Annotated in this window: 12 protein-coding genes; 8 read left to right on the top strand and 4 right to left on the bottom strand. The window is 68.0% G+C overall.

Features of this window, described 5'->3' with window-relative positions:
- Positions 1-138: 138 nt before the first annotated feature.
- The 3 genes from F3087_RS09060 (at position 139) to F3087_RS09050 (ending at position 4436) form a co-directional block, all read left to right on the top strand.
- On the top strand, positions 139-1629 hold the full coding sequence (locus tag F3087_RS09060; protein ID WP_223884937.1) for a PfkB family carbohydrate kinase: 1491 nt from the start codon (positions 139-141) through the stop codon (positions 1627-1629).
- On the top strand, positions 1626-2435 hold the full coding sequence (locus F3087_RS09055) for a GTP cyclohydrolase II (RefSeq protein WP_150401397.1): 810 nt from the start codon (positions 1626-1628) through the stop codon (positions 2433-2435). Before F3087_RS09060 ends, F3087_RS09055 begins: the two co-directional genes overlap by 4 nt.
- Before the next feature lie 168 nt (positions 2436-2603).
- Positions 2604-4436 (top strand): AMP-dependent synthetase/ligase, encoded by a 1833-nt coding sequence (locus tag F3087_RS09050; RefSeq protein WP_150401396.1) that lies wholly within the window; start codon positions 2604-2606, stop codon positions 4434-4436.
- A 51-nt stretch (positions 4437-4487) separates the two neighbouring features.
- Here the strand turns inward: F3087_RS09050 and F3087_RS09045 are convergent, their stop codons facing one another.
- Both F3087_RS09045 and F3087_RS09040 read right to left on the bottom strand, forming a co-directional pair.
- Positions 4488-5030 carry a YbhB/YbcL family Raf kinase inhibitor-like protein gene (locus tag F3087_RS09045; protein WP_150401395.1) on the bottom strand — a complete coding sequence of 181 codons (543 nt, stop codon included), beginning with the start codon at positions 5028-5030 and terminating at the stop codon, positions 4488-4490.
- Between the two features lie 14 nt (positions 5031-5044).
- Complete coding sequence (locus F3087_RS09040) at positions 5045-6406, bottom strand: M20/M25/M40 family metallo-hydrolase (RefSeq protein WP_150401394.1); 1362 nt, start codon at positions 6404-6406, stop codon at positions 5045-5047.
- Positions 6407-6667: 261 nt separating this feature from the next.
- On the opposite strand from F3087_RS09040, the gene F3087_RS09035 reads away from it, so the two are divergent.
- Complete coding sequence (locus tag F3087_RS09035) at positions 6668-8134, top strand: FAD-dependent monooxygenase (protein ID WP_223884936.1); 1467 nt, start codon at positions 6668-6670, stop codon at positions 8132-8134.
- Between the two features lie 9 nt (positions 8135-8143).
- Here the strand turns inward: F3087_RS09035 and F3087_RS09030 are convergent, their stop codons facing one another.
- Entirely contained in the window at positions 8144-9307 is a 1164-nt protein-coding gene (locus tag F3087_RS09030; RefSeq protein WP_150401392.1) for a MalY/PatB family protein, read from the bottom strand.
- Positions 9308-9377: 70 nt separating this feature from the next.
- Here F3087_RS09030 and F3087_RS09025 point away from each other — a divergent pair, with 70 nt between their 5' ends.
- From F3087_RS09025 to F3087_RS09010, 4 genes are all read left to right on the top strand, one after another.
- A complete protein-coding gene (locus F3087_RS09025) occupies positions 9378-9872 on the top strand; it encodes an Lrp/AsnC family transcriptional regulator (RefSeq protein WP_150401391.1) in 495 nt (164 codons plus the stop codon).
- Between the two features lie 112 nt (positions 9873-9984).
- On the top strand, positions 9985-10734 hold the full coding sequence (locus tag F3087_RS09020) for a PP2C family protein-serine/threonine phosphatase (protein WP_150401390.1): 750 nt from the start codon (positions 9985-9987) through the stop codon (positions 10732-10734).
- Positions 10735-10996: 262 nt separating this feature from the next.
- A complete protein-coding gene (locus tag F3087_RS09015; RefSeq protein ID WP_150401389.1) occupies positions 10997-11782 on the top strand; it encodes a bestrophin-like domain in 786 nt (261 codons plus the stop codon).
- The gene (locus F3087_RS09010) at positions 11779-13020 is read left to right on the top strand and encodes a hypothetical protein (RefSeq protein WP_150401388.1); all 1242 of its coding nucleotides are present in this window, start codon (positions 11779-11781) and stop codon (positions 13018-13020) included. Before F3087_RS09015 ends, F3087_RS09010 begins: the two co-directional genes overlap by 4 nt.
- Here F3087_RS09010 and F3087_RS09005 read toward each other — a convergent pair.
- Positions 13017-14021, bottom strand: a complete 1005-nt coding sequence (locus tag F3087_RS09005; protein ID WP_150401387.1) for an LLM class flavin-dependent oxidoreductase — start codon at positions 14019-14021, stop codon at positions 13017-13019. The genes F3087_RS09010 and F3087_RS09005 overlap by 4 nt on opposite strands.
- Between the last annotated feature and the right edge of the window lie 14 nt (positions 14022-14035).

The following is a 14035-nucleotide window of genomic DNA, read 5'->3' as shown; positions in this document are numbered from 1 at the left end:
CATGACCAGTGTGGCATTTGCCGTTCTCAATGGTCAATTGCCGTTGTAGTTTGGTAATTGCCAGTTCATGTGGCGGCTAAACCGCCTATCGTGAGCGCCGCATAACGATCAGTCACCACGACCCGGAGGATGGAGATGATGCCGCAGGACTCGGGCATGGTTGCCGCCCGCAACATCCTCACCAGGCTGGGTAAGCGCTCCGGCCTGAGCCCGGATCGCTTGCGCACCACCGAGATCGACGTCGAGCCGTTGCTCGAACTGCCCGCCGTGCGCAGGCAGGCGCAGCGAACGGGGACGGACCGCGAGGAAGCGGTGCTGCCGGTGATTCGCGAACTGGCCCGCCAGCTGAACCCGTCCTCGCTGCTGATCGTCGACGCCGCCCTGGCCCTCGGCCTGCTCCGCGAAATCCCGGACACCGGAATCGATCTCGATCGTCTCTACGCCCCCGACCTCGGCGAGCGGCGCACCTACCTGGCCGACCAGTGGGAGCTGCTGCACAGCGCGCTGCACGCCGACCAGGTGCCGTCCGCGCCGTCCGTGCGGTCGCTGCGCGGCACCCAGGAGTGGCGCGCGTTCACCGAACTGGCTGCGCTGGTCGCCAACGAATCGATCTACGACGCCGGACCGGCCCACCCGGGCCACTCCTTGCCCGTCCCGGAAGCGGTTGCGCCGCCACCGGTTCCGGGTGTGGTCACGGTATTCGGCGACGCGGTGATCGATCACATCTACCGCGTCGACCACATCCCGGAGGTGGGCACCTCCACCCCCGGCAACTTCGCCGAACACCCGGGCGGCAAGGGACTCAATCGGGCGGTCGCCGCCGCCCGGCTGGGGCTGCGCGTCCAGTTGATCACGGCGATCGGCGACGACAAGGCCGGCCGGCAGATCCTGGACTATCTGCGCAGCGAGAACGTCGACACCGAGCTGGTCAAGGTGGTCGCCGGCGCGCCGACTCCGGTCACCGCAGTGTTGATGACGAGCACCGGCGCCGCGAGCCATATCGGCTGCCGCGACTACCGGATTCGGCTGAGTGCTCAAGATTTGCGCAGCCCGGTGATTCGGTCCGCGATCGAGCACTCCGATGCGGTCCTGCTGACCTTCGAGCACCCCCGCCCGGTGGTCGAGCAGGTGCTCGCCACGGTGCGGCGAATGGCCCGGCGACCACTGCTCGTCGTCCATCCCTCCCCCGCCGTGGATCTGCCGCAATATTTGTACCGGCACCTAGATGTGGTCGACTATCTCGCGGGCACCAGCGCAGACCTCGCCGCGATGGTGCCGGAGGCGAATTCCACCTCCGTCGCCGACACCGCGCAGCGGTTGCGCACCCTCGGCGTCCGCTCGGTGTGCGCGGTCGAGGACTTCCGGTGCACGGTCTGGTCGGATAGGGTCGACGCCGAGATTCCGCCGTTCCCAGCGGCTCTCGAAGACTCTCCCGGCGCTCAGGCAGCCTTCGCTGCGGCGCTGGTATATCGTCTCGTCTCGACGCGCCGACCGGCCGATCGCCAGGACTATGTCTGGGCGACGGCGGCCACGGCCGCGACGCAATCGTTCGGAGATGTCCCAGACGCAATGCCGCTCGTCAGTGAGATCGACCGGATCTACCACCTTGCTTCGAAGGAGAAGCGTTGACCACAGCTGGGTCCGACCTTGCCGAAACCGATCACCGGTTCACCCGCAAGGAGCATGATCTGCGACTGCGTGTGCTGGAGCTCGGCGACCAGGGCACGCAGGGGCATCTGCTGGTTTTCGGCGAGGTTGCCGATGATTGCCTGGTGCGCCTGCACTCGCGCTGTCTCTACGGCGACGCCCTGCGCTCCGACGATTGCGACTGCGGACCGGAACTCGACGCCACACTCGACATGTTCCAGGCCGAGGGCGCGGGCGTCCTGGTCTATCTCGAGCAGGAGGGGCGCGGGGCCGGGCTGGTCGCGAAGGCCCGCGGCTACCGGTACAGCGAGCAGCACGGGACCGACACCTTCGCCAGCTACGAGGCGCTCGGCTACCCGGCCGACGACCGATCCTACGAACATGCCGCCCGGGGGCTCACCGCGCTCGGCCTGCGTTCGGTGCGGCTGCTCACCAACAACCCGGCGAAGATCGACGCGCTGCACGCCGCGGGCATCGCCGTCACGTCGGTGCCGCTGCTCACGCCGGTGCACGGCCGGCGCGCCCGCCAGTACCTGGAGGCCAAACGCACGCGCCGGGGTCATCGCATCCCGATCGTCTACATACCGGTGGTCGGCTTCTCCATGCGGTCGCTGCGCGGCCGTTGGATGCCGCAGCTCGGCGTCGAGGTGATCGCACCGATCGCGATCCTGTGCGCGCTCATGGTGCATTTCGATCAGCTCGGCAGTGCGGCGGGAACCGCACTCGGCGCTCTGGTCGCGTTCATGGTCGCCGCCCGGCAGCGCGGCCGATTCGCCCGATCGAAGTAGACACCGGGCGGCAAATGTCGCATGCGGGTTACTTCCCGGGTAAGCCCCACCACTACCCCCACTCCCTGGCTACCATGAGTGAGCCGCGCCACTCCTGGCGCACTGAGAACCGCCCGCGTGCGGACGCCGTGAGGCGCGGTTCATGGCATGGAAATCAGGAACAGGGATATGACGACAGCAGACATCGGCTATGCGCACGAATCGGACAAAACGGTCTACACGGTTCCGGAGGCGTTCCAGGAGACCCTGACGTTGCGGCCCGATCAGGTGGCGTTGCGGACGGTCGGCGGGACCCAGCAGATCACCTGGCGGCAGTTCGGTGAGCGGGTGCGCGCGATCGCGTCGGGCCTGTCCGCGCTCGGCGTCGGCCCCGGCGACACGGTGGGCATCATGCTGACCAACCGGCCCGAGTTCAATCTGGTCGACACCGCGGCGCTGCACCTGGGCGCCACCCCGTTCTCGATCTACAACACCAGCTCGTCCGAGCAGATCACCCACCTGTTCACCAACGCCGCGAACAAAGTCGTTGTGACCGAACAGGTTTTCCTGGACAAGGTGACCGGCGCGGGCGTCGAGCTCGCGCACATCGTCCTGGTCGACGGACCGGCAACCGGCACCATCACCCTCGCCGATGTCGAGGCGAACCCGGCCCCGCACTTCGATTTCGAGGCGGCCTGGCGCGCGGTCAAGCCGGACGATCTGGCCACGCTGATCTACACCTCGGGCACCACCGGCCCGTCCAAGGGCGTCGAGGTCACCCACCGCAACGTGCTCGCCCAGGTGATCGCGCTGGTCAACGGCCCGCTGCCGGTCGGCCTCGACGACCGCGCCGTGTCCTATCTGCCCGCCGCGCACGTCGCCGACCGCATCTCCTGCCATGCCATGAACTTGGTCACCGGGGTCCAGGTGACCACCGTGCCGGACCCGCGCGAGGTCGCCGCCGCGCTGCCCGACGCCCGCCCGACCACCTTCTTCGGCGTGCCGCGGGTGTGGCAGAAGATCAAGGTGGGCATCGAGGGCAAGCTGGCCGCCGAGCCGAGCGGGGTGAAGAAGTCGCTCGCCAACTGGGCCATCGAGACCGGAATGGCCGCGGCTCGAGCCGATCTCGCGGGCAAGGGCCGCGGCCCGATCCTGGCCGTGCAGCACAAACTGGCCGACGCGCTGGTGCTGTCGAAGCTGCGGCACGCCATGGGCCTGGACGAGCTGACCGTGCCGGCCTCCGGCGCCGCGCCGATCCCGGCGGAGACCCTCGAATACTTCCTCGGCCTCGGCTTCCCGATGAGCGAGGTGTGGGGCATGTCGGAAACCACCGGCGTCGGCACCTTCACCGAGAAGACCAAGCCGCGCCCCGGCTCGGTCGGCCGCCCGGTCGACGGCATGGAGCTGCGCCTCGACACCGACGGTGAGGTCCTGGTCCGCGGGCCGATCGTGACCCGCGGCTACCGCAACATGCCGGAGCAGACCGCCGAGGCGATCGATGCCGACGGCTGGCTGCACACCGGCGACATCGGCACCCTCGACGCCGACGGTTACCTGCGCATCGTCGACCGCAAGAAGGAACTGATCATCAACGAGGCCGGCAAGAACATCGCGCCGAGCAACGTGGAGAACGCGGTGAAGGCGGTGTCCTCGCTGGTCGGCCAGGTGGTCGCGTTCGGCGACGCGAAGCCCTACATCTCGGCGCTGATCGTGCTCGATCCCGACGTTGCCGCGTTGCGCGCCAAGGAATTCGACGCGACCGGCACGGACATAGCGGCGCTGGCGACCCGCCAGGAGATCATCGACGAGGTGCTGGCCGCGGTGCAGACGGGCAACGTCAAGCTCTCGCGGGTGGAGCAGATCAAGCGCTTCACCATCATCGGCGCGGTGTGGGAGCCGGGCGGCGACGAGCTGACCCCGAAGATGTCGCTCAAGCGCACGCCGATCGCGCGGAAGTACGCGGCCGAGGTCGCGGCGCTCTACGCGAAGGACGCCTCGGACCGGGTCGTCAACGTGAAGTGAGAACGACGGTGGCCCTGAGCATTTCGCTCAGGGCCACCGTCTTGCCCGAAGCTACTTCTGCTCGAAGGTGCCCACGATCGTCGCGCGCGCGATGGCGTGCGAGAACAGATTGAAGCCGAGGTAGGCGGGCGTGGCCGAGTCATCGATGCCGAGGCTCTCCACGTCCACCGCGTGCACCACGATGAAGTAGCGGTGGTAGCCGTGTCCGGGCGGCGGTCCGGCGCCGACGAATCCGGCGAATCCGCCGTCATTGCGCAGGCTGATCGATCCGGTCGGCAGCGCGCCGCCTTCCTCGCCGCCGCCCGCGCCGCTGGGCAGCGAGGTGACGCCGGCCGGAATGTCGGCCACCGCCCAGTGCCAGAATCCGGCCGCGGTGGGCGCGTCCGGGTCGTACACGGTCACTGCGAAACTCTTTGTCTCCGCCGGGAATCCGGACCAGGACAGTTGCGGCGAGATGTCCTTGCCGCCGGCCCCGAAGATGCCGCTGACCTGATCGTTGCCGAGCGGCTGACCGTCGGTGACGTCGTCGGAGGTCAGGTTGAACGACGGCAACTGCGGCAGCGCGTCGTACGGGTTGTAGGAGTAATCGGGCACTGAATGTCCTTTCGTCAGCTGTTCAGCAGGAAGTGTTCCAGCACCCGGGTGCCGAATTGGAGCGCTTCCACCGGAACGCGTTCGTCCACACCGTGAAACAGCGCGGTGAAGTCGAGATCCGGTGGCAGTTGCAGCGGGGCGAAGCCGAAGCAGCGAATGCCCAAGCGGGCGAACGCCTTCGCGTCGGTGCCGCCGGAGAGCATGTAGGGCACGGTGCGGCCCCGCGGGTCGTGGGCGAGGATCGCGTCGTTCATCGCGTCGACCAGGTGACCGTCGAATGTCGTTTCGTACGAGTCGAGTTTGGTGATCCACTCGCGCTCGACGTCCGGGCCGATCAGCTCGTCCACCTCGCGCTCGAACGCCGCCTGCCGGCCCGGCACCACGCGGCAGTCGACCACGGCCTCGGCCGTCTGCGGAATCACGTTCGCCTTGTACCCGGCCTGCAACATCGTCGGGTTCGCCGTATCCCGCAGTGTGGCACCGATAATGCGCGAAATGGTGCCCAGCTTCGCCAGCTGGCCCTCGATGTCCGGACTCGACGGGTCGAATTCCAGCCCGGTCTCCTCGGCGACGGCGGCCAAGAACTGGGTCACCGACTCCGACATCACCACGGGGAAGGTGTGTTTGCCGAGCCGCGCGACCGCGGCGGCCAGGATGGTGACCGCGTTGTCCTCGTGCAGGAACGAGCCGTGACCGGCACGGGCCTTGGCGCGCAACCGCATCCAGCCCAGGCCCTTCTCGGCGGTCTCCACCAGATACAGCCGGCGTTCGGTGCCGTCGGGGCGCGGCACGGTCAGCGAGAAGCCGCCGACCTCACCCACCGCCTCGGTGATCCCCTCGAACAGGTCCGGCCGGTTGTCCACCAGCCACTGCGACCCCCACTTGCCGCCGTTCTCCTCGTCGGCCAGGAACGCGAACACGATGTCGCGCGGCGGCACCGTCCCCTCGAGCTTGAACTGGCGGGCGATGGCCAGCATCATCCCGACCATGTCCTTCATATCGATCGCGCCGCGCCCCCACACGTAACCGTCCTGGACCGCGCCCGAGAACGGATGCACGCTCCAGTCCGCCGCCTGCGCGGGCACCACGTCCAGGTGCCCGTGCATCATCAACGCGCCCTTGCTCGAATCGGCGCCCTTCAGCCGCGCGAACACATTCCCGCGCCCCGGCGCCCCCGACTCCACGTACTCGGTCGTATACCCGGCCTGTTGCAGTTGCTCAGCCACCCATTCCGCACACTCGCGCTCCCCCTTGGTCGTCGCCAGCTCACCGGTGTTGGAGGTATCGAACCGGATCAGCGCACTGACCAGGTCCACCACCTCGTCGACCGCACGAGAGCTGCTGTTGGGGACTGATCCTTCGACAGTTGTGGACACGTACCCTTTCCTACCACCTGGCCGCACCGTCACTGTCCAGTCCCTCCTACCGAGACGCCGAGTCGTCGGCGGGCGGCACAGCGTACGGTGCCGATCGCGCGGTCCGCAGGGGTCTGCATCACGATGATCGCAACGCCGCGCCGAGGCGAGCCACAGCGGAGATCGATCAGCAACCATCCGGCTCGCCTCGAAGTCTGTGGGCGAGCCGAGTGGGCGCGAAAAGCGGTGGCGCTCGGGGCATGCGGTTGGCAGGGTTGGGGTGTGCCTGATACCGATGTGGTGATTGTTGGCGGCGGACCAACTGGTCTGTTATTGGCGAACGAGCTGGGGTTGGCGGGGGTGCGGGCCGTTGTCGTGGAGCGCGATCCGACTCGTAGCCGACAATCCAAGGCGCTGAACTTGCAGCCGCGGTCCGCGGAGATCTTGGATTGGCGCGGTTGGCTCAGCCGGATGGACGAATTCGCCTTCGCCAACGTGGAGTGGGGACATTTCTCCGGTATCCCGTTGAACTACGGGGCGTTGGACAGTCGATTCGCCTATCAGGTCGGGATCGTGCAGGCCGATGTGGAGCGGGCGCTGGAGGCCAACCTGGCCGGGTTCGGCATCACGGCGCGCCGCGGACACGAGCTGGTCCGGATCGACTCCGGGCTCGCGCCCGGCGATGAACAGGTCGTCGCGACCGTGCGCACCCCGGACGGCGAGCAGCAGATCACGGCGCAGTACCTGGTCGGCGCCGACGGCGGGCGCAGCACCGTGCGCAAACTGAGCGGCGTCGAGTTCCCCGGCCGAGACGGGAACGCCCCCGCGACGGTCTGCGACATCACCCTCCGCCGAAAGCCGGCGGGGGTGGCCGAGTCCTGGTCGATGCCCCAATTCGACGCCGACCGTACCGATTTCGCTTTCCTGTTGCCGCTGCGCGACGGGGTGTACCGGTTCACGTTCAGCGTCCTCGACCAGACCGGAATCAGCAAGGACACGGCGATTTCCGCCGAGGAGATCCAGGGCGTACTGACCCGCACCTACGGACCGGACATCGAACTCGGCGAGGTGCGAGCCGCTTCCCGGTTCACCGACGCTTCCAGGCAGGCCGGCGAATACCGCACAGGCCGAGTGTTTCTCGCCGGCGACGCCGCGCACATTCACGCGCCGCTCGGCGGGCAGGGCATGAGCCTCGGCTTACAGGACGCGTTCAACCTCGGCTGGAAACTGGCCGCCGACATCCACGGCTGGGCGCCGGAGCACCTGCTCGACAGTTACCACACCGAACGCTATCCGGTGGCGGCCGCGGTGCTGGCGAACACCCAGGCGCAGAGCGTTCTGACCGCGCCGCATCCCGACGCCCGGGTGGTACGGGACATGATCAGCGGGCTGCTGCAGATTCCCGAGGCGAATCTCCAGGTAGCCGAGGATATTTCCGGCCTGGCCATCCGATACGACCTCGGACCGGGACTCGGCCACCGGATGCCGGATCTCGACCTCGGCGACGGCACCCGGCTCGCCGAGCACGCGCGAGACGGACACGGGCTGCTGCTGGACAGCAGCCCGGACCATCGCTTCGCCCCACTAGCCGACGACTGGAAGAGGCGGATCCGTTGCGTCACCGTCGATCCCGGCGCGCTGGCCGCGGCGGCGGTACTCGTCCGGCCGGACGGCTATGTCTGCGCGTCGAGTGACGACCCCTCGGCGATCTCGACGGCACTGGCGTACTGGTTCGGCGCGGCCGAATAACTGACGCCCTCAACGGTTGACGTGCTTCTCCACCGCGGTGTGCAGCCGCCCGAGCATGTCCTCGAGCACCGGTCGGAAGGTCGCGAAGTTCAGTCGCGCGAAACCCGCACCGCCAGGCCCGAAGTCCGGCCCCGGCAGCAGCCGGACTTTGGCCTGCTCGAGGAAGAACGCCGCCGGATCCTGGCCGAGTTCGAGTGCGCGGCAATCGAGCCAAGCCAGGTAGCTCGCCTCGGGCCGGTGGAATCGGATCCCCGGCGGCAACGACTCGGCCACCAGATCACGGTTCTCGGTCAGCACCCGCCGAGTCTGTGCCAGCCACTCGGCGCCCTCGCGCCACGCGGTACAGGTCGCGAGCACGCTCAACGCGCTCACCTGCCCGTACATCAACGGCGGCTGCGCCGCCAACGCCGCCCGAACCCGGCTGTCCCCGACATGAGCGACACAACACCGAAGCCCCGCCAGATTGAACGCCTTGCTCGCCGAATTGAGCGTGACTGTCCGCCCGGCGATTTCCGCCCCCAGCGAGGCGATCGGCAGGTGCCGCCGCCGCTCATGCGTGAGCTCGGAATGGATCTCGTCGGAGATCACGAAAAGATCATGCCGACCGGCGATCTCCGCGATAGCCGACAACTCGGCACTATCGAACATGTGCCCCGTCGGGTTGTTCGGATTCACCAGAATCAAGGCCCGGCAATCGTTCTCGTGGATGTCCTTCGCCATCCGCTCGGCGTCGAAGGTCCACCCGTCCGCCCCCTCGATCATCGGAATGGGCACCAACCGCCGACCCATGTCTTCCAGCGTCTTCAGGAACGGCGGGTACGCGGGCGTGTGCATCGCGACCGCGTCGCCCGGCCGGGTCATCAGCTGCAACACGATCTGCAGGACCTGGATCAGCTCGGTGAAGACGTATACGTCATCCGGGTCGAGCGCGAGGTCGTACAGCTCCCGCATGCGATCGGCGAAGGCCTCCTGCAAGGGGTTGCGATCGGGCCGGTCCTCCCACGCCGGATAGCCGAGATCGCCCTCGGCCGCCCGCCGCAATACCGCCTGCACCGGCTCCGGTACCGGAAAATCCATGTCCGCGATCCAGCCCGGCAGCACGCCCGCCCCCGCCCGTGCCCACTTGATCCCCACCCGCTGCCGCAGTACCTCGATATCGACCAGATCACTCATGCGCTGAACCCTAGAAGTAACGGCGCCGGACACGATTGACAATTTTCCCGCCCGCACGCAAGAATCTTGCGTGACTGTTCTCCCGCTAGACGACATCGACCACCGGCTCCTGGAGCTCGTCCAGGTCGATGCCACCCGGCCCCTGCACGAGCTCGGCGACCGAGTCGGCCTCTCCCCCAGCGCCGTTCAGCGCCGGCTCACCCGCCTGCGCACCGGCGGCGTGATCACCGCGGAGGTCGCCGTGATCGATCCGCGCGCGGTGGGCATGGGGTTGACCACCGTGGTACTCGTCGAGTTGACCGAGGACGACACCGACCACTACGTCGCGTTCTGCGACCGGATGCTCGCCGAACCCGCCGTGCAGCAGTGCTATTCCGTTGTCGGCCAATGGGATTACGTGGTGGTGCTGATCACCGAGGACCTCGCCGCCTACCGGCATCTGTCGAACGATCTGTTCGTCCGGGACAAATCCGTGCACCGCTACGAGACGTTGCCGACCTACGAACGGGTCAAAGCCCAACTCGCCGTACCGTTGTCGGGATCACGCCAAGAGACCAAACCGTAATGGGCTTCACAGGAACTGCACGGCAAACTGTTGCCGACGCCACGGGTTCGAGCGGTTTACTGGAGTAGTGCCGATCGGCACGCAGCAAGGACCCGCCCAAGGAGGTCAGGCCATGTGCTCGGCACCTGTCACCGATGGCCATGACCCCGAAGTAGTGCGGCTGACCGGCACCACCTGGGAGTCGTTGAGCAGACGCGGTTCTCGCTCGCTCAATGCCGATGCCGCGGCCGCGTTCAGCGATCCGGCCACCGGACGCACCGCGTTCGTCGTCGCCGACGGCATCGGCGATCATCTGGCCGCCGCCCGGGCGGCGCGCACCGCGGCGGAGTTCGCCGCCCGCATCGGCGCTCGCAACGGAGCGCACGCGGGAATCCTTGGCGCTCAAGCGGAATTGCTCCGCCAGTTTCCGCAGAACGAAGCAGACAGCGTCCTCGTCGTCGCCGTACTGCCCTCCGCCGGACAGCCCGACGGTCCGGGCGATATCGCCTGGGTCGGCGACTGCCGCGCCTACCGCTGGAACGGCCGCGTCCTGCACCAGATCACCACCGATCATACCGTCGGCGAATTCTGGCGCACCCGCGGTTACGGCGCCGCGCCCCGCCTCGACCACGTGGTCATCACCTCCGCGCGCACGGTGCGCCCGGCCGACATCGGCACCGCCACCACCGGCTCCAGCACCGGTCGGCTGCTGCTGAGCACCGATGGCGTACACAAACGCCTCGACATCGCGGCGATCAAAGCGATACTGGCCGGCGAGCAGTCACCCGCGAACGCCGCCGACACACTGGTGGACAGCGCCTTGCAAGCCGGCGGAACCGACAATACGACCGCCCTTGTCGCGGACTGCCGCCCTTTGCCCTGAATACCGGCGAACGCCCCGCTACGGTGCCCGATCTCGCGCCGGTTCCTCGAAATAGGCCGACTCCCAACTGTCATTTGCTGCAAATTCGCTCAACTTATTCGCGGTTGATCACAGTTCGGTAACGTCGCCAACTTACGGCACCTCACCAGGGCTAATCTTCGACCGTTGCTGTACTAATATGCCCATGCCGGGGTCGCCTCGGCCGCTCAACCATGCACTCGGAAATCATTTGCACCGACTTTGCCCGGGAAAGTGGAGTGAGATGGCTCAGGAATTGCTAGTCGCGATCTGCGCCGCGGCGATCGCGGTGGGGGTTTTGGTTGTCGGGGACCGGGTTCGCCCGAAATCATGGCGGCAGAACAGCGACGAGTCGTCCAGTCACCTCGCGCTCGACCTGGCCAAGACCATCTTCACCGCGGTCCTCGCGTTCGTCTTCGTGGCCTGCTGGAACCAGAACCAGAACGCGTACAACCACACGATCACCGAGTCCAAGGGCCTGGTCGACACCCACCTCGCCATCCACGCGATGCCGGGACCGGACCAGCAGCGCATCCACGACAAGGTGCTCGCCTACACCGACGAGGTGCTCACCACCGAGTGGCCGGTCATGGAGCGCGAGAGCAGGCTCAGCGAGTCGACCGGCAAGACGCTCGATTCCCTGCGCGACGCCGTCGTATCGGTCCGGTCGACGGATCCGATCGTGATCGAGGCCCGGGCTCGCGCGCTGGCCGGCATCGACCGGGTGACCCAGGCGCGCCACGACCGCGCCATCGACGCGGCCCGCACCGTCCCCCAATTCCTGTACATCGCTTTGTGTTTCGGTGCCGCCCTGGTGTTACTGAACCCGGTGCTGACCGGTATGCAGGTGACCCGGCGCAGCCTCGCGATGACCGCGCTGCTCGGCATCGTGATCGGCTCGTCCCTGCTCGCCATCCACGACCTGGAGCGACCGTTCTCCGGGGTGCTCGGCATTCCCAAAGACGCCTTCACCTATGCCCAATCGCAGTACGAGCAGGGCTCCATCGGACCGGTCACCCACAACGAATGAAACGCACTCGGAGGACGTCCGGTGGCGTCGCGCCGCGAATCACCAGGGGCGCACGCGGTTTGGTGGTGGTGAGCGCGTTCGTTCCGGCGGCCGTGCTGTTCGGTGGCCGGTCCACGGCCGACGAGGTAATACCGAGTCCGCCGCCTACCTCCGACGTCACGACGGAAAGCGCAGCGCCGCAGGATGTCTCGCCGACGGACGCAACGGCGATTCCGTTCGGACCACCGGTGCCTCCGGCGATCACCTACGGAAGCAACCCGTCACCTGATGCCCCGGCCGGAGACAGCCCCACACCCGCCGTCCCGTCTGGTGATCCGGCCAAACCTGGCGACCCGTCCACGCCTGACGCTCCTACCGGCACTACGGCCACGGAAGGAGCGCCCGCCGCAGACACAGCCGCTTCGGGTGCCCCAACGGGAAGCGCGGCCCCACAGGATGTTCCGACCGGCAGCGCGGGCCACGAAGACATCGCGTCCGGCAGCGCCGTCACCCCGGAGGCAGCGACCGGCAGCGCGGCCGACGGCGGCCACCTGTCGCTGGAGCCGCCGACGCTCCCCACCACGAACGCGATTCTCGACATCGGCCCCGCCGCCGACGCGGACGCCGAGACCACCGGAAGTGCCACACCCACAACGGGAGCCACCGCCAACCCCGCCGTCCTCGGTCTCGACAGCGGCAGCGTCGTCACCGCCTGCGCGGGCAGCGCCGTGACGGCGGGCGCGCTGCTGTTCCTCGGATCGGCCGCCGGCTCCGGCCTGATCGGACCGGGCATGCTCGCCCCACCCTGGTGGGCGTTCGTCGGTTCGGCCGGATCCGTGGTCATCCCACCGGGTTTCGGTTCCAGCGGCTCGGCATTGGGCAGCGCCGCGGTCGGCAGCGCGGTCACCGGCAGTGCCGTACTGACCTGCCTGCTCGCCCTCTCCACCGCGCCGACCCCGCCCACACCGTCGTTCCCCCTCTTGATCCCGTCCCCGATCCTGAGCCCGCCACTATCCTTCTTCTTACCGGCGACCGCCCCGGTCGCGGCCCCCATTGCACCCGAAACTGCGCCCGCACCAGGACGATTCGTCGTCGGGGCAACACCACCGCCGGTGGTCGACGAGGCCGCCGCCCCGGTCGCCGACCAGTTCGCCTTCAACACCCTCGAAATCGTCACCCTGCTGGTGGTGCTCATCATCGTCGCCCACCAGGGCACGACGGAAGTCACCAAGAAGCGCCCGCCGCGCCCGCTGGGTTAGCCGACGGCCGGTTCCGCGGCCATGGCCGCGCCGGTGAGCTCGACCGAACGGACGCGATCATCGATCCGCGTCGCGGAATGAGCGAGGATGAGCTCGTCGGCCGCGATGTCGGCGGCGAAATCCTCCAGGTAGGCAACGACTTCCGCGGGCGTGCCAGCGGCCGTGTACTGGGTCATCGACGCGAGCTGGCGGCCGTTCGGCGAGCCGAGGAACGCATCGATCTCCGCGTCGCTGTAGTCGACGTCGGCGGCGCCGCGCTTGATGAACATCCGGGTCCGGGTGCGCCAGGAGATCTGCTTCTGCGCCAGCGCATCCTCGCGGTCTTCGGCGGCGAACACATTGACGGCGGCCATCACGTACGGCTCGGCCAGCTGCTCCGACGGCCGGAAGGTCTCGCGATAGACGGCGACCGCCTGATGCAGCGCGTCCGGCGCGAAATGCGACGCGAACGCGTAGGGCAGGCCGAGCTGCGCGGCGAGCTGCGCACCGAACAGCGAGGAGCCCAGGATGTACAGCGGCACAATCCCTTCCGCGCGCGGCACGGCCTGCACGCCGGAGATCCGGGAATGCCCGCTCAGATACCCTTGCAGCTCCAGCACGTCCTGCGGGAACGAGTCCGCCGACGACGGGTTGCGGCGCAGCGCGTGCATCGTCTTCTGGTCACTGCCCGGGGCCCGGCCCAGGCCGAGGTCGATCCGGCCGGGGAACAGCGTCTCCAGCGTGCCGAACTGTTCGGCGATCACCAGCGGCGAGTGGTTGGGCAGCATGATGCCGCCGGAGCCGAGCCGGATGGTGTCGGTGTGCGCCGCGACGTGCCCGATGAGCACGCTGGTGGCGCTCGACGCGATGGAAGCCATGTTGTGGTGCTCGGCGTACCAAACACGTTGGTAGCCACTACGTTCGGCGGCCCGCGCCAGGGCGACGCTGTTGTCGAAACTGTCGCGCGCGGACTGGCCGGGCGCGATCTGCGCCAGGTCGAGGATGGACAGTGCAGTCGACATAGGACGTTGCCTTT

Origin of the sequence: Nocardia colli, assembly GCF_008704205.1 — a bacterium.
In the GTDB taxonomy this organism is placed as follows: domain Bacteria; phylum Actinomycetota; class Actinomycetes; order Mycobacteriales; family Mycobacteriaceae; genus Nocardia; species Nocardia colli.
This window is presented reverse-complemented; position numbering and strand designations above follow the sequence as displayed.